This is a genomic window from Candidatus Ruthia endofausta, from assembly GCF_013342985.1.
Classification (GTDB): domain Bacteria; phylum Pseudomonadota; class Gammaproteobacteria; order PS1; family Pseudothioglobaceae; genus Ruthia; species Ruthia endofausta.
On sequence record NZ_CP054490.1, the window covers coordinates 995,954 to 1,014,484 of the forward strand.

Genomic DNA, 18,531 nt, shown 5'->3' on the forward strand with positions numbered 1-18,531 from the left:
AAAGGATTTTCTAATGGACACACAACTCACTGTTAAAGAACTACTTGAACCCCTACAAACAGTTATTAGTGTAGTTGAGAAAAAACAAACATTGCCCATCCTTTCTCATGTTCTTATCCAACTTAAAAATAATTTGTTAACTTTAACCACAACAGACATGGAAATTGAGATAAGAGCTTCTCAAGTTATAAAAACCCAAGAAGAAGCTTTTTTTACAATTTATGCAAAAAATTTAATTGATATCATCAAAAAATTATCAGAAGACACTATAATTGAATTTATTATTGAAAGTTCTAAAATTTACATTAAAACTAATAAAAATTCATTTGAGCTTAATACCTTTAATCATCAAGATTTTCCATCATTACCAAAAATAGAAAACAATAATATCATTAAAATTAAACAGCATATTTTAAAAGATTTAATTGAAAACACTAGTTTTTCAATGGGTAACCAAGACATTAGAGCTTACTTAAACGGTTTATACTTTGAGTTTGATAAAAATAGTATCACCGTTGTTGCAACTGATGGTCATCGACTTGCTATTGGCGAAGTGAAACAAGTCAACAACTTATCTAATAAAAAAACAATTATTTTACCAAGAAAAGCGGTACTTGAATTAACCAAACTACTTAATAAAAATAGACACGAAGAAATTACCATCCATTTATCAGATAATTATTTTTATCTTATTAGCAATAATACGACTATTATTAGTCGATTAATTGATGGTAATTTCCCTAACTATTTACAAGTATTACCCACAAATTTTAACAACACCATTATTATTGACCGCTTAGCTTTTTTAAATTCACTACAGCAAGCCTCAATTTTTGTTGAAGAACGAACTAAAGGTGTTAAATTAATATTTAAGGATTCACAACTACACATTTTTTCACATTCTGAAAGAGGGCAAGCCAAAACACAAATCAGCACTAAAAATTTTGATAAAGAAATTGAAATTGCATTTAACATTCACTACTTGATTTCAATTTTAGAAAAATTACACACCAACGAAATTAATATGGTGGTATCTGGTGAAGAAAACCAATCTTGTTTACTAAGTAGTATGAATGACGACATTTATCAATATGTTGTTATGCCTATGCGTATTTAGTATTATTAATAAATTGTTTATTAATAATACTAAATAACTAATCAAAGTTATTAAAGAGTTAATCAATGTAGATAATAATAATAGCAACGATTGAAAAACACCAGTGAACTAACGAAAATACTACCCATCCAAATTATAACCCCTCATAAAGCTAGTTTTGAATTAAACAAAGGAAAAAAATAAAATAATATTACACTATTTAAACACCTTAGATGTGCAAAATTTTATGACCAATATTAATCATAATTTACCTTTGATTAAAGATGATAGTACAAATATTTTTTTCATATTAACAAAGGTGTTATCATTCTTTCATTATTTTATAATAATTATTGCTATATCCCTTTAAATATAACAACATAAACAACAATCACAACCGTAAATAAATAGGATTTATCTGTTTGCGTGGTATAATCATTGTATTTATTTACAATGATTATGTCTAAAAAACAATCACAAGAATATCAAGCCTCTAGTATTAAAGTTTTAAAAGGCTTAGATGCGGTTCGAAAGCGTCCTGGTATGTACATTGGTGATACCGATGATGGCACTGGATTGCATCACATGGTGTTTGAAGTTGTTGATAATGCTATTGACGAAGCTTTAGCTGGATATTGTTCAAAAATTAACATAACCATTCACGAAGATCAATCAGTTTCTGTTAGTGATGATGGTCGTGGTATTCCTGTTGATATTCATCCTGAAGAGAAAATATCTGCAGCGGAAGTGATTATGACCATGCTCCATGCAGGGGGTAAATTTGACGATAATTCTTATAAAGTATCAGGTGGATTACATGGTGTGGGCATTTCTGTTGTTAATGCACTAAGTGAATGGGTTGAATTAACTGTGTATCGTAGTGGTAAAACTCATTTTCAACATTATGATATTGGTGTACCTGATGAACCAATGAAAGTGATTGGAAAATCAGATAAAACAGGTACAATCATTCACTTCAAACCCAGTGTTACTGTTTTTGCAATTACTGAATTTAAATATAATATTTTAGCAAATCGTGTTCGTGAATTATCGTTCTTAAACTCAGGTGTTCATATTGAAATTGAAGAATTATCAACAAACAAGAAAGATATTTTTAAATATAAAGGTGGTATTAAAGCATTCGTAGAGCATCTTAATAAAGCAAAAAATCCAATTCATAATAATATTATTACAATCAATGCGCAGCGTAATGATATTAAAATCGATGTTGCATTGCAATGGTCTGATTCTTATCAGGAAAGTATTTATTGTTTCACAAACAACATACCACAAAGAGATGGTGGTGCTCACTTAGCTGGTTTTAGAGGGGCATTAACCAGAACACTTAATAATTATATTGATAATTCTAGCATTGCTAAAAAAGAAAAAGCTTCAATTACAGGTGAGGATACTCGTGAAGGCCTAACAGCGATTGTTAGTATTAAAGTATCTGATCCAAAATTTTCATCACAAACTAAAGATAAATTAGTATCAAGTGAAGTGAGAGCCCCTCTTGAATCAGCACTAAGTGAAAAACTGGATGATTATTTATTAGAAAACCCAACAGAAGCAAAAATTATTATTGGGAAAATTTTAGACGCCTCACATGCACGTAATATAGCTCGGAAAGCAAAAGAAATGAGCCGTCGTAAAGGGGTGCTTGATATCGCTGATTTGCCGGGAAAATTGAGTGATTGCCAAACAAAAGATCCTGCTGAGAGTGAAATTTTCCTAGTTGAGGGTGATTCTGCAGGTGGCTCTGCCAAACAAGGTCGTAATCGTCGTACGCAAGCTATTTTACCCCTTAAAGGAAAAATCTTAAATGTTGAGAAAGCATGCTTCGAAAAAATGCTATCTTCAGTAGAAGTGGGCACTTTAATTACCGCACTAGGTTGTGGTATTGGCAAAGAAGAGTACGATATTACCAAATTACGTTATCATAAAATTGTGATTATGACAGATGCAGATGTAGATGGTGCACACATTCGTACTCTATTGTTAACCTTTTTTTATCGTTATTTGCCAGAATTAATTATAAATGGATATTTATACATTGCACAACCGCCTTTATATAAAATAAAAAAAGGAAAACAAGAACGTTATTTAAAAGATAATCAAGAATTAAACGATTATTTATTACAAGAAGCGGTTAATGATGCGTATTTCTTTATATCAAAAGAAGCGCCTGCTATCTCAGGTGTGGCATTAGAATCTTTGGTGAAAGAATATTATAAAATAAATACCATTATTGATAAATTATCTAAACGCTATAATTTAACTTTGCTCAAAGCAATTGCGAGTTTAACACCTATTGATGATTTAATTAACCAAGAAAATATGAACACTTGGTGTATAAATTTAACTGAAAAATTAAATCAGGCTGTAACACTAACACAAAAACATACGGTTACTTTTAACGCTGATTCTAATGAAGTTGAATATACATTATGCGTATATGGAGTTGATACTGATCATATCATACTAAATGCAGTATTCTTTAATTCTCTTGAATATCAAACTATTAAAAAATTTTCTCAGAAAATTGAAAGTGTAATTACTCAAGAATCTTATGTTGAAAAGAAAGCCAAACAAGTTAAAGTTGATTGCTTTAGTCATGTGGTTGATTTTTTAATTGAAGATGCTAAAAAAGGTCAAAGTTTCCAAAGATACAAGGGTTTAGGTGAAATGAACCCTGAACAACTTTGGGAAACTACCATGGATCCTGAACAAAGAACCCTACTTAAAGTTAAGATTGAGGATACCATTGTTGCTGATGAAGTTTTCTCCACCCTAATGGGTGATGAAGTCGAACCTAGAAGAAACTTTATTGAGGACAATGCTCTGTCGGTTGATAACTTAGATTTTTAATAAAAACTAATATAAATAAGGAGATAAGTATGTCAAATAAACATCCAGTTATTGTAGTGACAGGCTCATCAGGCGCTGGAACAACCTTTGTTAAACGTGCTTTTGAGCATATTTTTAGAAAAGAAAATATTAATCCTTTAATTGTTGAAGGGGATAGTTTTCACAAATATGATCGTACCTCAATGAAAGCAAATGTTAAAAAACAAGAGGATTTAGGCAATAATTTCTTTTCTCATTTTGGCCCTGATGCTAATTTATTTGACAAAATTGAACAAACTTTCAAAGATTATAGCGAAACAGGTAAATGTGATCGTCGTTATTATTTACACTCTGAGAAAGAGGCCGCTGAACACAACCAACGTCTAAACACCGATTTAAACCCAGGCGAGTTTACCCTTTGGGAAGAAGTAGGTGGTGGTACAGATTTATTATTTTATGAAGGTTTGCATGGCACAGTAGTTACAGGCGATATAAATATGGCACAATATAGTGACTTAAAAATTGGCGTTGTTCCCAGTGTTAATCTTGAATGGATTCAAAAAATTCATCGTGATAATTCAGAAAGAGGTTATTCAGCAGAAGAAACAGTCGATACTATTTTGCGTAGAATGCCAGATTATATTAACTATATAACACCACAATTTTCACAAACAGATATTAATTTCCAACGTGTGGCAACAGTAGATACTTCCAACCCTTTTATTGCTCGAGATATTCCAACACCAGATGAAAGTTTTGTAGTGATTCGTTTTAATGATTTAGACAAAACACCTGTTGATTTTATGTACTTATGCAATATGATTAATGGCTCGTTTATGTCCAGACGTAATACTATCGTTGTTCCAGGTGGAAAAATGAGCTTAACAATGGAAATTATTCTTTATCCAATTATTAAAAAAATGATTGAAAATAAGTAAAATGAAAGTAACAAGCAATCCCTTTAAAGCCCAGTTTTTTATTTATTGGTATTATGAGTAATTGCCGTTAGTGGTATATAATTGGTTTCGGTATTTTAAAGTTTTTTTAGTAATGATATCTAAGTTGTACTTTTAATATTTTCTTACTCTTTATTTTTCTAATAAAAATAATCTTCCAAAGTATTTAAGGAGAAATTGTGCAATAGATTCAAGAAATCTACTTGCATTAGAACAGGGTATTTCAAATTCTGAAAAAATTATAACAGAATAATGTCACTTCTTAAGTTCTACTTTAGATTCTTTTATAAGTGTGTGTAGACTAAGAATTGGAGTAATTTGTTATACTACCTCTTATAATCCTTTACCAAAACTATAAAAAAGTATATTTTTTATACTAAAAAGGCTTATTTGACAACAATATTAACCAATTTATTCGGTATAATGATCACTTTGACGATAGCTTTTCCTTTGGTGAATTTGGTAATATTTTCATTCGCTAATGCTTGTAGTTTAACTTGTGTTTTATCAGCATCAGTGTTGAGTATTAACTTAGCACGTAGTTTACCATTTACTTGAACGATAATTTTCACTTCGTCTTGAGCTAGTGCTGATTCATCAATATTTGGCCATGGTTCGTTGATAATCGCCTTTGTATTGCCTAGTTTTTGCCACAAGTGATGGCATAGGTGCGGTGAAATTGGGCTTAGGGTTTTAAGTAAGATATGGATAGATTCTTGGCGGACTGCCATAGAGGTTTCGCTGATATCATCAAATTTAGACAAGGTATTGCACAGTTCCATAAGTGCGGAAATAACAGTATTAAATAAATGCCTGCGACTTATATCATCGGTAATTTTGCTAAGTGTTTTATAGGTCTTAAGGCGGATGTCTTTTTGGGTTTTACTAAGATTGTCTAAAGTGCCAATGGCGTGATTTTCATGGTCTTGGATAAAGCCTTTAACTAGGCGATAAACTTTGTTAATAAAGCGGTATGCGCCTTCTAGACCTGAATCACTCCATTCTAGATCTTGGGTTGGTGGTGCGGCAAATAAGATGAATAGGCGCACTGTATCAGCGCCATATTTTTCAATCATTTGTGTAGGGTCAACGGTATTGCCTTTGGATTTACTCATCTTAGCACCATCTTTAAGCACCATACCTTGGGTGAGTAAGTTTTTAAACGGCTCGTCGTTTTTAATAAAACCCTCATCACGCAATAATTTATTAAAAAATCTAGCATAAAGCAAGTGCAAAATTGCATGTTCAATACCGCCAATATATTGGTCTACACCGCCATTGGCTAGCCAATAATTGGCGCGCTTGTCTAGCATTTTATCGTTATTATCTTTGCAAGTGTAGCGGGCAAAATACCAAGATGATTCAAAGAAAGTGTCGAAAGTGTCAGTTTCTCGCTTTGCTGCCTCGCCACATTTCGGACAAGTTGTTTGATAAAATTTAGGTATTTTTTTAATCGGCAAGCCAATACCATCAAAACTCACTTCCTTAGGTAAAACAACGGGTAAGTCGGCTTCAGGTACTGCCACTGCTCCGCAACCTGGACAGTTGATGATGGGGATTGGGCAGCCCCAGTAGCGTTGGCGTGATATACTCCAATCACGCAAACGGTAGTTGATTTTTTTTCTGCCTAAGTTTTTGTCTGTTAAGGTCTTGGCAATGCTGTTAAAGGCTTGCTCGAAGTTCATGCCGTTAAATTCACCTGAGTTAAACAACACTCCTTTGTTAATCATGGCGTTTTCATCAATATTTGCGTTTTCATTAATGACTTGTTTGATAGTAATACCGTATTTTTTGGCAAATTCATAATCCCGTTCATCATGTGCAGGTACACTCATGATTACACCTGTACCGTAGTCCATTAAGACAAAATTAGCAATCCAAATAGGTACATCCTCATTTGTCATTGGGTGTGTGCATTTTAGCCCAGAATTAATACCCTTTTTTTCCATGGTTTCCATTGCCGCTTCGGTGGTTTTTAGGATTTTGCACTCGTCAATAACGGCTTGTACCTGTGGGTTATTTCTGCCCGCCTCAAGCGCAAGAGGATGTTCACTGGCGATGGCTAGATAGGTAACACCCATGAGTGTGTCTGGACGAGTAGTGTAAACTCTAAGAGAATCGGCATTACGTCTAGGAAAATCAACCTCTAGACCAATAGATCTACCAATCCAATTTTTTTGCATGGTTTTGACGGCATCTGGCCAGCCATTAAGTTTATCTAAATCATTGAGCAATTCATCGGCATAATTAGTGATACGCATAAACCATTGTGAGATTTCTTTTTTCTCAATCAGGGCATTAGAGCGCCATCCACGCCCATCAATCACTTGTTCATTTGCCAACACGGTTTGATCAACAGGATCCCAATTAACAATGGCATTTTTCTTATATACCAAGCCTTTTTCAAACAACCTAATGAATAGCCATTGTTCCCAACGATAATATTTTGGGTGGCAAGTAGCAATTTCGCGCGACCAATCATAACCAAAACCTAGTTGGCTTAATTGGGCTCTCATATAATCGATATTTTTATAGGTCCACTTGGCTGGCGGGACTTTGTTCTTCAATGCGGCGTTTTCAGCTGGTAAGCCGAACCCATCCCAGCCAATCGGTTGCATGACATTTTTGCCCTGCATTTTTTGATAGCGTGAAATCACATCGCCAATACTATAATTACGTACATGTCCCATGTGTAAACGCCCAGACGGATAGGGGAACATACTCAAGCAGTAATATTTTTCTTTTGAAGTGTCTTCGCTGACTTCAAAAGATTTGTTTTCTTGCCAATATTTTTGCGCTTGCGCCTCAATTTGTTGAGCATTATATTCTGAATTCATAAGGTATTTTTGTTGGTGTTAGTGTCACAGGTTGATATAGCAGAATTAAGCTCTAATGTGCCCACTAAATCACCAATACTATCCAAATTATTTTCATTTAAATATTCACTAATACCATCGTTGATTTTATGACACACTAATGGGTCATAAAACAGTGCTGTACCTATACCAACAGTGGCTGCACCTGCGATAATGAATTCTATTGCATCATTAGCAGTGGTAATACCACCTTGACCAATAATGGGTACATTGTGACGTTTGCTGATTTGATAAACTTGATGTACTTTTAACAGAGCGATTGGTTTAATAGCAGAGCCAGATAGACCACCTTGATTGTTACCAATGATTGGTTTTTTAGTTTTAGTATCAATGGACATACCCATAAGTGTGTTAATCACTGACAAACTGTCAGTACCTGCATCAATGCAGCGCTGGGCGCTAAAAGCAATGTCAGTTTGGTTGGGTGATAATTTAGTGATGATAGGTTTAGTGGTATTTTTTCGGCAAATTTCTACGACTCGATAAGACATATCTGGGTCATTGCCAAAAGCCACGCCACCTTCTTTAACATTTGGACAAGAGATGTTAATTTCAATTGCGTCAATATCTGTATTGTCAAAGCGTTTGGCAATTTCGCCATATTCTTCAACGGATAAGCCAGAAATATTAATGATAAAATAAGTTTCGGCTTTATCCAATTTTGGTAGGATATTGTTAATTACCACATCAGTGCCAGGATTTTGCAATCCAATGGCATTAATCATACCACTAGGTGTTTCACATATTCGATGAGGGACATTACCTAAACATGGCTCTAGGGTTGTGCCTTTAAGACAAACTGCGCCCACATCAGCGTTAGAAAATCCATCAATACGTGTATATTCCTCACCAAAGCCAACACAGCCTGATAAAAGAACAATGGGTGAGTTTAGCGAAAGCCCGCAGAATTGAGTCTTTAAGTTATTATGCATGGGTGGTATTATACATTTTTACTGTTAAAATTATTATTCATGAAAGGATTATTCATTAGTGGTAGTGACACCAATGTTGGTAAAACATTTATTGCTCAGCATTTGATTAGGTTATTATCAAGCACTCTCAAGGTGAGTGTTAGAAAACCAGTTGAAAGTGACTGTGAAAATCAAAATGGACAGCTGATACCAAAAGATGCCTTATTATTATCCAAGGCTTGCAATATTAATGAACCAATTGACAAAGTATGCCGATATAAATTTGAGGCGTGTAGTAGTGCGCAGATGGCAAGCCAAGCCTTAGGGTTAAAACTTACCCTAGATGATTTGGTTGATGCTTGTATGGTAGATGAGTTTGTTGTTGTTGAAGGGGCGGGCGGGTTGCTTTCTCCAATAGCAATACAAGCATTAAACAGTGATTTAATTCAAGTGCTTGATATGCCCGTAGTGCTGGTGGTTAAAGATGAACTAGGTGCGGTCAATCAGGCGTTGCTTAGTATTAACGCGGCTCAGCGTTATGGGCTTAATATAAGCATGTTGGTGTTGAATCAAATTCAACCTAATTTGTTAAAAAATGCACAAGAAATTGCTCAGTATACGGACATTAATATCAATGTGTTTAATCAAGATGATTTAGCAGCGTTTGAAAGCCAAGTTGAGAAAATTCTATTAGTGATTTAATTAAGCAGCGTTAAGTTTGGTTTTTTTTCGGTTTTTTTAGTTTCAGTTTTAAAGAGCGTGCCTTCGCCATTTTCACCCGCATAAATGCTAGAAACCGCATTGATAGGCACAAAGATATCAACTAATTTATTAGAAAACCTTGCTTTAAAACTAAGACTGTTATTATTAATCACTAAGTCATGGGTTGTGTTGCTGGCAATATTTAGAACAATTTTGTTCTGTTGAATGAATTGCTTTGGTACAACTACGCCTGAATAAGTGCAATCGACCAATATGTGAGGGGTTAGCTCAGCATCTTCCATCCATGCGTGATAGGCTCTGATTAAGTAAGGTACTACAGAAGGCACAACCCATTGTTCCATTGTTTTTTAGTTATATTCTTTTTCGCAATCGGTTAGGCTTGCTTTAAAGCTGTCTCTAGCAGAAAGTCTATTTGCATAATCTGTAACGGCTTTTCCTGGTACACCTAACTCAATGTCAAGCTTTTTTAAACGCCATAATAAAGCGCCTAGGCAGGCATCAACAATGGTCATGTCGTCGCTTTTAAAGAAAGGTTTATAAGCAAACAAAGGCACTAATTCAATCAGATTACTTTTTAGGATTTTGCGCGCCTCATTAGCACCTTTCTTGTTGCCTGATTCAATGGTATTTACCAATTCAAACCAACAACCAGGTGCTCTGGTAAATCTAAAGATAAGTAATCTTTTCTCCGATTTTTCAATCGGGTCCACAGGTAATAATGGCGGGAACGGGAAACGTTCATCAAGGTATTCCATCACCACCGAAAGGTCGTATAAAACAATCCCTCTATCAAATAAAGTAGGTAATGACTGACACGGGTTAAGCTCTAGAATTTCTTCAGGAATTTCCTCAAGTTTCAAATTTAACACCTCTCTTTCAATATTTTTCTCAGCCATGATGAAGCGCACTGCATGGGATTCCATCTCTTGTGGTGAAGAATAAAGAGTTGTTGAAGCAGGGTTAGGTTTTGTTAACATAATAATTACCTTTAAAAATAATAATAACAGCGTTTTTAAAAACGCTGTTATGTAGAGTGAACTTTACTTGTATTAGAAATTAATCCTTAGCACGCCATTTTCCGTATTTAACATCTTTCCAATATTCTTTTTTCAGTAAATAGGCAAAAATGAATAAGACAAACAAAAAGCCCAATACTTTAATACCAAGGTCAAATCGTACCAGCTTAGCTGGCTCACCAACATAGTCTAGAAAGTTGGTAATATCTCTAATATCTTGGTTAAATTCTTTGCTGGATTTGTCTTGTTTTAACTGCCATAGAACATCTGGCATGGAGGCGTTTTCTAGTACATGATTGTTTACACCAAATACACGTGAATCGTCTTTATAAAACCCACGTAAGTAAGTGTATATCCAATCTGTGCCTTTTGAGCGCGACACCAAAGATAGGTCTGGATTGTTGCCAAACCATTGTTCAGCATCAGAAACAGACATGGCTGAAGTGATTAATGAACCTACTTTTTCATCGGTAAATATTAGATTTTTTTCCACCTCTTTATCAGTGGCTTTTATTAAATTTTCTTCAATTTCTTCTTTAGAAATTTTTGCAAAAAAACTTTTAGCCTGCTCAAGACTAGTGATTTCATTATCAAATGCCTTTGAAAGAGCTGTAAGGTCGTTATGTTCTAGCGATTGATTATTTAGCACAGCTACTTTTGCTTTCTCATAAGTAGCAATGACATCATCTAAGAATAAGTCCTTTCCAATGCGATTGTAGCGCATAAATTGGATTGAATGACAGCCAGAACAATAATTCATAAATAATTTTGCACCTCTTTGCAATGATTTTTTATCATTAATGTCAGTATTAGCATGGTCTAGATGAACCTCAGTTGATGCAAAGACATTAAGAGAGAAAGTTAAAATTGCGACTGTTATTAGTGTTTCGTGTAATTGTTTTTTCATCATTTATCCCGTTACTCTTGTTGGCACTGGTTTGGTTTTTCCAATGGAAGTAAACCAAGGCATTAAGATAAAGAACCCAAAATAAGTAACTGTAAATACTCTTGCTAATAGCGCATTAATTGGTGTTACTGGCTGCATACCTAAGTAGCCAAGCACAACAAAACTGATAACAAAAACCCCTAGGGCAACTTTATAAGGCCATGAACGATGGCGGATTGATTTCACGCTAGATCTGTCCAACCATGGTAGTGCAATTAAAATTAATAGTGCTGCAAACATACCAACAACGCCTGGGAATTGTGAACCAAACATAGGTGGAATGGCTCTTAATACTGAATAAAAAGGCGTTAAGTACCAAAGTGGTGCAATATGACTAGGTGTTTTAAGTGGATTTGCTTCAACAAAGTTGGCATTTTCTAAGAAATAACCATTCATTGCTGGGGCGAAGAATACAAAAACTGAGAAAATCATTAAAAATACCACTACGCCCACAATATCCTTAACACTGTAATATGGATGAAATGGAATGCCATCTTTAGGAATACCATTTTTATCTTTATTTTGCTTGATTTCTATCCCGTCTGGATTGTTTGAGCCCACTGTGTGTAATGCCACAATGTGCAAAAACACCAAAATAACTAAAATCAACGGTAAAGCAATCACGTGTAATGAAAAGAAACGATTTAGAGCAGGATCGCCAACTGCATAGTCACCTAAAATGAAGGTTAGGATATCTGGACCAAATACAGGCACTGAACCAAATAGTGAGATAATAACTTGTGCGCCCCAATATGACATTTGCCCCCACGGTAATACGTAGCCCATAAAAGCTTCTGCCATTAATGCAATATATAGTACCATGCCTAAAATCCAAATCAACTCACGCGGTGTTTTGTATGAGCCATAAAGCAAACCACGATACATGTGCAAATAAATAACAATGAAAAAAGCAGAGGCACCTGTTGAGTGTAGATAGCGAATGAGCCAACCCCAGTCAACATCACGCATAATGTATTCAACTGAGGCAAAGGCATGCGCTGCATCAGGTTTAAAGTGCATGGTTAAGAAAATGCCGGTTATAATTTGCATGACCAATACCAACATGGCTAATGAGCCAAAAAAATACCAGAAATTAAAATTTCTAGGGGTGTAATATTCTGCTAAATGTTCGTTCCAAACTTTGGTTAGTGGAAATCTTTGATCAATCCAGTTTTTGTTATTATCCATCCTATTCTCCTGATTATGCTTTTGGATCAATGCCAATTCGAATAAGATAATCGGCGATAAAATGATAAGGCGGAATGACCAAGTTTGTTGGTGCTGGAACGCCCGCATAAACTCTGCCTGCTAAGTCAAACTTAGAGCCATGGCAAGGACAATAAAAACCACCTTTCCATGAGGCTCCACCAAGATCGGCAGCGCCCAGTTCAGGTCGATAAGTTGGCGAGCAACCTAGGTGAGTGCAAACACCAACAATAACGGCAACATCAGGATTGATTGAGCGATAAAGATTTTTAGCGTATTCTGGTTGTTGAGAGAGCTCATTGCTACCAGGGTCGGTTAAGACGCTGTCCAACGTGCTTAAATTTTCAATGGTTGTTTTGTCACGCTTAAAAATCCAAACGGGCTTTTTCCGCCACAGAACCCTAACCAACTGCCCATTGTCTAACTTGCTAATATCAACGTCAACTGGTGCGCCAGCTGCTTTTACTCTTGCTGAAGGCATCCATGATGATAAAAATGGCACCAAGACAAAACCAACACCTACTGCACCAACTACGCTTGTAGCGCCTGTTAAAAAGTGCCTTTTCTTCAAGTCTATTTCTTGTTCTGACATAAGAGTTACAATCCTTTATTTTGAATGTTCGCAAATAAAATCTAATTTTAAACCCTAATCATTATAATGTATATTAGCTTTATGTAATAGATAATTGTTATGAGTGTTATTTGTTGATATTAATTTTGATTTCTACGTGTATTACAGACTCAAGCGCTGGTATTTGTGTCAAAAGTTCTAGCAATATCACTAATTGCTTTTGAGCTCTAAAAGCAATAGCTTGATTATGGGTTATTAATGTTGCTGTATTGTCTTTAATTAAGCACAATTCAAGTGATTTTAGTGTGCTTGGTAAAAGCTTAGCAAGCTCAATGTTAATTTTGTTATAGGCCTTTGCTTGGGCAAATAGTTGCCCAAGTTGACCATTGGGCACAAAACTTGCAAGATTTGTTAGGGTTTTATACTGACACATTTATATATCTATGAGAAAATAGGTTTTTTAAATTAATTTAAAAATATTCTATTATGAGTATTATAAATAAAGTTTTATCAAAAATTGTTGGCTCTAGAAACGATCGACTCATCAAAGTATTATACAAAACTGTTGGTCAAATTACTGAATTAGAACCAAACATGCAAGCATTTAGTGATGAGCAACTTAAGTCCAAAACTCAAGAATTTAAAGACAGAATTAACAATCAAGAAGCTCTAGATTCAATCCTTGTTGAGGCATTTGCCGTGATTCGTGAAGCATCAACACGAGTGCTAGGCCTTAGGCACCATGATGTGCAACTCATTGGTGGCATGGTGCTTAATGATGACAACATTGCAGAGATGGGCACAGGCGAGGGCAAGACTTTGGTGGCAACTTTGCCTGCCTATCTTAATGCACTTAGTGGCAAAGGCGTACATATAGTCACTGTGAATGATTACTTGGCGACTCGTGATGCACAGTGGATGGGTAAAGTGTTTGATTTTTTAGGCATGAGTGTGGGTATTATTACCTCAAACATGGCACATGAAGACAAACAAGCCGCCTATTTGTGTGATATTGCTTATGCAACTAATAATGAGCTGGGCTTTGATTATCTTCGTGACAATATGGTATTTACTTCTGAGCAAAAAGTACAACGCGTGCTTAATTTTGCCATTGTGGATGAGGTGGATTCGATTTTAATTGACGAGGCTAGAACGCCTTTGATTATTTCTGGCCTGGCAGGTGATTATACACAGATTTATCAGGCCATTAACCACATGATTCCTAATTTTACCAAGCAAACAGAAAGTGGCGAAGGCAAGGAAGTGGTTATTGAAGTGGTAGGTGATTACACCGTTGATGAAAAGCACAAGCAGGTGTTTTTGACTGATGATGGCCATGGCAAAGCTGAGGATTTGTTGATTGATGCTGGCGCCTTGCCAGAGAGTGCTAGTCTTTATGATGCGAGTAATATTTTATTAATGCAACATATTAACTCAGCATTACGTGCACATATTTTATTCCAAAAAGATGTGGACTATGTTGTGCAAGATGATGAAGTTGTGATTGTTGATGAATTTACTGGTAGGACTATGCCAGGTCGTCGTTGGTCAGAAGGGCTGCATCAGGCTATTGAAGCCAAAGAAGGGGTGAGCATTAAAAAGGAAAACCAAACGCTCGCCTCAATTACTTTTCAAAACTATTTTAGGCTTTATACAACGCTTTCAGGCATGACAGGTAGTGCTGATACTGAAGCAGTAGAATTTCAAGATATTTACGGGTTGGAAACTGTGGTTGTTCCACCTAACAAGCCGTCTGCACGTGTAGATAAACCAGACCAAATTTATCTAACAACTCAAGAAAAATTTGAAGCTATTGCGCTTGATGTTGCCGATTGTCAGCAAACTGGACAGCCAGTTTTGGTAGGTACTAGTAGTATTGAAAATTCAGAACTAATTTCTGCCCTATTAGAAAAAAATAATATCAAGCACGAAGTTCTAAACGCCAAACAGCACGAACGAGAGGCTATTATTATTGCCAATGCTGGCAGTATTGGCGCAGTGACCATTGCGACTAATATGGCAGGTCGAGGTACGGATATTGTACTCGGTGGAAAATTGCCTGAAGAGGCAACGGATAAACAAAAAGTTGATTGGCAAATTCAGCACGACGACGTTATTAAAGCAGGAGGTTTGCATATTGTGGGCACAGAGCGTAATGAGTCACGTCGGGTAGATAATCAATTACGTGGTCGTGCTGCGCGTCAAGGTGATGTGGGTTCAACGCGTTTTTATTTGTCGTTAGAAGATAATTTAATGCGTATTTTTGCCAGCAAAAAAATGGCATCTATGATGCAAAGATTGGGCATGGAAAAAGGCGAGGCAATTGAGCACAAAATGGTCAATCGAGCCATTGAAAATGCCCAAAAAAAGGTAGAAGGCATGAACTATGACGCACGTAAACACCTTTTAGAATATGATGATGTTGCTAATGGCCAAAGAAAAGTCATCTATCAGTTGCGTGATGATTTGATGAGTGTCAATGATGTTCAAGACCGCTTTATCAGAATTAGAGAGAAAGTCATTGAGCAGCTTTTTGCAGACTATATTTCAGTCGAATTGATGGAAGAAGATTGGGATGTTGAAGGCTTTCATAATGCGTTAAAAGCCGATTATTCAGCCGATTTTCCATTACAACAATGGCTTGATGAAGGTGTTGATATTGATGAATTACAATCAAGAATTATTCAAGGGCTTAGTACCATTTGTAATCACAAAGAAGAAATGGTTGGCACTGAGCCTATGCGTGAATTTGAAAAAGCAGTCATGTTGCAAACCCTTGACCACTATTGGAAAGAGCATTTGGCAGCTATGGATTATTTACGTCAAAGTGTTAATCTGCGTGGCTATGCGCAAAAAAATCCAACACAAGAATATAAGCGAGAATCGTTTACTATGTTTACCTCGCTGTTAGACACTATTAATATTGAAATTGTTAAATCTCTATCAAGTGTCATCATTAATGAAAATACCAATGCCTCAGATGTTGAACAGCAAAACAACGAGAGTGCACAGGCTCAGCATGAAAAAGTTGGAACATTGGGTGTTGATGATGTCGAAATAAAAGCCGTCCAACAAAACACATATCAAAGAGAAGAAAAAAAAGTAGGACGAAACGACCCCTGTCCTTGTGGCTCAGGTAAAAAATATAAAAAATGTCATGGCTAACTATATTGGCTTAATGTCAGGCACCAGTCTTGATGGTGTTGATGGCGTTATTATCAATGAAACGGGCAGGAAAATAATAACTCAAGCTTATCTGCCGTACCCTGAAAAACTAAAACAAAGCCTATTAGAACTTACCCAAAGTTTAAAAACCTCATTAGAAAATCTGGCTAATATTGACATTCAAATAGCGAGTTGCTTTTCTGATACAGTGCATTTATTATTGCAACAAGGAGGGTTTGAGGCAAAGGGTATCAAAGCAATCGGCTCACACGGACAAAGCGTTTTCCACCAAGGTGGCAAGTACTCAATGCAAATTGGACACGGTGCATTGATTGCTGAGAAAACGAGCATTACCACAGTGGCTGATTTTCGTATGCAAGACGTGGCTGCTGGTGGTCAAGGTGCACCACTCACACCACTTTATCATCAGCATATGCTTAACGGCAAAGATGGTGTGATTATCAATTTAGGTGGTATTGCTAATATTACCCACAGTTTTAATGGTGAAGTAATTGGATTTGATACAGGTCCTGCTAATACGTTATTAGATCATTGGATAAAAAAGAACAAGAACTTAGATTATGATCGAGACGGAATTTGGTCGCGTTCTGGATTGGTGAGTCAAGCCTTATTAAACTCAATGCTTTCAGATGATTATTTCCATAAAGACTACCCTAAAAGCACAGGCCCAGAATATTTTAATTTAGACTGGCTGTCGCAACATTTAAATGGCACTGAGCCACCTGAAGATGTGCAAAGAACGCTAATAGAGCTCACAGCGATAAGCATTTCTGAAAATATTCCCTCAGGGGCAGATGTGTATTTTTGTGGTGGTGGTGTACACAATTTATTTTTATTTGAGCGTTTGTCTTATCAAAACCCTGATAGCAAAGTTACATTAACCAATGATTTGGGCGTATTTGTGGATTATGTAGAAGCTGCTGCATTTGGTTTTTTTGCCCAACGAACTTTAGAAGGTTTACCGTCAAATTTACCGTCGGTGACAGGCGCTAAGAGTGAAAGGGTATTAGGAGCAATTTATGCAATTTAAAATGATTCAGCCAGACGACTGTCATTTACACGTGCGCTCAGGCGCAGCATTAAAATCAATTATTGGCATGACGGTGGCGCAAATGGGCAGAGCGATTATTATGCCTAATTTAAACTCGCCTGTGACTAATGCTACTCAGGCGCGTATTTATAAAGAAGAAATCTTATCTGTTTTGCCAAAAGGCAGTAAATTTAACCCGTTGATGGTCTTATATTTAACGGATAACACCACGTCTAAAGACATTCAAGAAGCGATTGATAGTGGCGTTGTAGCAGCCAAGTTGTACCCTGTAGGGGTAACGACCAATTCAGATGGTGGCGTGACCAATATTACTAAACTTTACCCAACACTAGAGAGTATGCAAAAACTAGGCATGCTACTTTTGATGCACGGCGAAGTAACACGTAATGAGGTGGATATTTTCGACCGTGAGGCGGTGTTTATTGATGAGGTGCTGAACCAAGTGGTGAATAATTTTCCTGAGTTGAAAATCGTGTTTGAACACATTACCACTAAAGATGCCGTTGATTTTGTTTTAACAAGTCATCATAAAATAGCAGCAACCATTACACCACACCATCTCTTAGCCAATAGGAACGATATGTTAGTGGGTGGTATTAAGCCACATTATTTTTGCTTGCCAGTTTTAAAGCGCAAGAATCCACACCAATTAGCATTATTATACGCTGCAACCAGTGGTAATACTAAATTTTTCTTAGGTACAGATTCTGCGCCACATGCTAAGACGGATAAAGAATCTGCCTGTGGTTGTGCTGGTATTTTTACCGCACATTGCGCCATTGAACTTTATGCGACGGCTTTTGAACGTCAAAATGCATTAGATAAGTTAGAAGGGTTTGCCTCAAAATTCGGTGCAGATTTTTATAACTTGCCTCATAATACACAGACCATTACACTCAAAAAGCAAGATTGGGTTGTACCAGCAAGCTATCCTTTTGCGCATAGTGATATTGTGCCATTTATGGCAACCAAAACACTTGGCTGGAAACTTATTTAAAGTAAAACTAAGAGCAACAACTTCCTTTTAACACTCTTTATCTTTTCTGGCTTTTCCGGGTCGTAAATAATGCCAGCGCCAGACAGGCCAACAGCCATTAGTGGATTGTTCTTATGTGTTTTCATTAAGTTGGCGATTCCATCGTGCAA

The 18,531-nt window shown here is 36.2% G+C and carries 15 protein-coding genes; 7 read left to right on the forward strand and 8 right to left on the reverse strand.

Annotated elements, in window-relative coordinates:
- Positions 1 to 13 precede the first annotated feature (13 nt).
- From dnaN to HUE58_RS05650, 3 genes are all read left to right on the forward strand, one after another.
- Positions 14 to 1,117, forward strand: a complete 1,104-nt coding sequence (gene dnaN, locus HUE58_RS05640; RefSeq protein ID WP_174606021.1) for a DNA polymerase III subunit beta — start codon at positions 14 to 16, stop codon at positions 1,115 to 1,117.
- Positions 1,118 to 1,555: 438 nt separating this feature from the next.
- Entirely contained in the window at positions 1,556 to 3,964 is a 2,409-nt protein-coding gene (gene gyrB, locus HUE58_RS05645) for a DNA topoisomerase (ATP-hydrolyzing) subunit B (protein WP_174606022.1), read from the forward strand.
- A 29-nt stretch (positions 3,965 to 3,993) separates the two neighbouring features.
- Positions 3,994 to 4,881: a phosphoribulokinase gene (locus HUE58_RS05650; RefSeq protein WP_174606023.1), complete on the forward strand. Its 888-nt coding sequence runs from the start codon at positions 3,994 to 3,996 to the stop codon at positions 4,879 to 4,881.
- Positions 4,882 to 5,285: 404 nt separating this feature from the next.
- On the opposite strand, the gene leuS is transcribed toward HUE58_RS05650, so the two are convergent.
- On the reverse strand, positions 5,286 to 7,736 hold the full coding sequence (gene leuS / locus HUE58_RS05655) for a leucine--tRNA ligase (protein WP_174606024.1): 2,451 nt from the start codon (positions 7,734 to 7,736) through the stop codon (positions 5,286 to 5,288).
- On the reverse strand, positions 7,733 to 8,707 hold the full coding sequence (locus tag HUE58_RS05660; RefSeq protein ID WP_174606025.1) for a dihydroorotate dehydrogenase: 975 nt from the start codon (positions 8,705 to 8,707) through the stop codon (positions 7,733 to 7,735). The genes leuS and HUE58_RS05660 overlap by 4 nt, the downstream gene beginning before the upstream one ends.
- Before the next feature lie 39 nt (positions 8,708 to 8,746).
- Between HUE58_RS05660 and bioD the strand changes: the two genes are divergently transcribed.
- A complete protein-coding gene (gene bioD / locus HUE58_RS05665) occupies positions 8,747 to 9,388 on the forward strand; it encodes a dethiobiotin synthase (RefSeq protein WP_174606026.1) in 642 nt (213 codons plus the stop codon).
- Here bioD and HUE58_RS05670 read toward each other — a convergent pair.
- The 6 genes from HUE58_RS05670 to HUE58_RS05695 form a co-directional block, all read right to left on the reverse strand.
- On the reverse strand, positions 9,385 to 9,750 hold the full coding sequence (locus HUE58_RS05670) for a ClpXP protease specificity-enhancing factor SspB (RefSeq protein WP_174606027.1): 366 nt from the start codon (positions 9,748 to 9,750) through the stop codon (positions 9,385 to 9,387). The two genes, bioD and HUE58_RS05670, sit on opposite strands and share 4 nt — an antisense overlap.
- Positions 9,751 to 9,756: 6 nt before the next feature.
- Positions 9,757 to 10,386: a glutathione S-transferase N-terminal domain-containing protein gene (locus HUE58_RS05675; RefSeq protein ID WP_174606028.1), complete on the reverse strand. Its 630-nt coding sequence runs from the start codon at positions 10,384 to 10,386 to the stop codon at positions 9,757 to 9,759.
- A gap of 79 nt (positions 10,387 to 10,465) precedes the next feature.
- Positions 10,466 to 11,335, reverse strand: coding sequence for a cytochrome c1 (locus HUE58_RS05680; protein WP_422851471.1), 870 nt, complete (start codon positions 11,333 to 11,335; stop codon positions 10,466 to 10,468).
- A complete protein-coding gene (locus HUE58_RS05685; protein ID WP_174606029.1) occupies positions 11,336 to 12,559 on the reverse strand; it encodes a cytochrome b in 1,224 nt (407 codons plus the stop codon).
- A gap of 13 nt (positions 12,560 to 12,572) precedes the next feature.
- Positions 12,573 to 13,169, reverse strand: coding sequence for a ubiquinol-cytochrome c reductase iron-sulfur subunit (petA, locus tag HUE58_RS05690; RefSeq protein ID WP_174606030.1), 597 nt, complete (start codon positions 13,167 to 13,169; stop codon positions 12,573 to 12,575).
- Between the two features lie 106 nt (positions 13,170 to 13,275).
- Positions 13,276 to 13,581 (reverse strand): hypothetical protein, encoded by a 306-nt coding sequence (locus HUE58_RS05695; RefSeq protein WP_174606031.1) that lies wholly within the window; start codon positions 13,579 to 13,581, stop codon positions 13,276 to 13,278.
- 53 nt (positions 13,582 to 13,634) lie between these two features.
- On the opposite strand from HUE58_RS05695, the gene secA reads away from it, so the two are divergent.
- Genes secA through pyrC form a run of 3 tightly spaced genes read left to right on the forward strand, consistent with a single transcriptional unit; the run spans position 13,635 to position 18,382 of the window.
- On the forward strand, positions 13,635 to 16,313 hold the full coding sequence (gene secA, locus HUE58_RS05700; RefSeq protein WP_174606032.1) for a preprotein translocase subunit SecA: 2,679 nt from the start codon (positions 13,635 to 13,637) through the stop codon (positions 16,311 to 16,313).
- Positions 16,306 to 17,364 carry an anhydro-N-acetylmuramic acid kinase gene (locus HUE58_RS05705; protein ID WP_174606033.1) on the forward strand — a complete coding sequence of 353 codons (1,059 nt, stop codon included), beginning with the start codon at positions 16,306 to 16,308 and terminating at the stop codon, positions 17,362 to 17,364. The genes secA and HUE58_RS05705 overlap by 8 nt, the downstream gene beginning before the upstream one ends.
- Entirely contained in the window at positions 17,354 to 18,382 is a 1,029-nt protein-coding gene (gene pyrC / locus HUE58_RS05710; protein ID WP_174606034.1) for a dihydroorotase, read from the forward strand. The genes HUE58_RS05705 and pyrC overlap by 11 nt, the downstream gene beginning before the upstream one ends.
- Positions 18,383 to 18,531: the final 149 nt, after the last annotated feature.

Excerpts from the sequence above, each read along its gene's own strand:
- bioD (WP_174606026.1), top strand. The coding sequence starts at position 8,747 with ATGAAAGGATTATTCATTAGTGGTAGTGACACCAATGTTGGTAAAACA.
- dnaN (WP_174606021.1), top strand. The coding sequence starts at position 14 with ATGGACACACAACTCACTGTTAAAGAACTACTTGAACCCCTACAAACA.
- leuS (WP_174606024.1), bottom strand. The coding sequence starts at position 7,736 with ATGAATTCAGAATATAATGCTCAACAAATTGAGGCGCAAGCGCAAAAA.
- HUE58_RS05660 (WP_174606025.1), bottom strand. The coding sequence starts at position 8,707 with ATGCATAATAACTTAAAGACTCAATTCTGCGGGCTTTCGCTAAACTCA.
- HUE58_RS05680 (WP_422851471.1), bottom strand. The coding sequence starts at position 11,335 with ATGATGAAAAAACAATTACACGAAACACTAATAACAGTCGCAATTTTA.
- HUE58_RS05695 (WP_174606031.1), bottom strand. The coding sequence starts at position 13,581 with ATGTGTCAGTATAAAACCCTAACAAATCTTGCAAGTTTTGTGCCCAAT.
- HUE58_RS05650 (WP_174606023.1), top strand. The coding sequence starts at position 3,994 with ATGTCAAATAAACATCCAGTTATTGTAGTGACAGGCTCATCAGGCGCT.
- gyrB (WP_174606022.1), top strand. The coding sequence starts at position 1,556 with ATGTCTAAAAAACAATCACAAGAATATCAAGCCTCTAGTATTAAAGTT.
- HUE58_RS05675 (WP_174606028.1), bottom strand. The coding sequence starts at position 10,386 with ATGTTAACAAAACCTAACCCTGCTTCAACAACTCTTTATTCTTCACCA.
- HUE58_RS05705 (WP_174606033.1), top strand. The coding sequence starts at position 16,306 with ATGGCTAACTATATTGGCTTAATGTCAGGCACCAGTCTTGATGGTGTT.
- HUE58_RS05670 (WP_174606027.1), bottom strand. The coding sequence starts at position 9,750 with ATGGAACAATGGGTTGTGCCTTCTGTAGTACCTTACTTAATCAGAGCC.
- secA (WP_174606032.1), top strand. The coding sequence starts at position 13,635 with ATGAGTATTATAAATAAAGTTTTATCAAAAATTGTTGGCTCTAGAAAC.
- petA (WP_174606030.1), bottom strand. The coding sequence starts at position 13,169 with ATGTCAGAACAAGAAATAGACTTGAAGAAAAGGCACTTTTTAACAGGC.
- pyrC (WP_174606034.1), top strand. The coding sequence starts at position 17,354 with ATGCAATTTAAAATGATTCAGCCAGACGACTGTCATTTACACGTGCGC.
- HUE58_RS05685 (WP_174606029.1), bottom strand. The coding sequence starts at position 12,559 with ATGGATAATAACAAAAACTGGATTGATCAAAGATTTCCACTAACCAAA.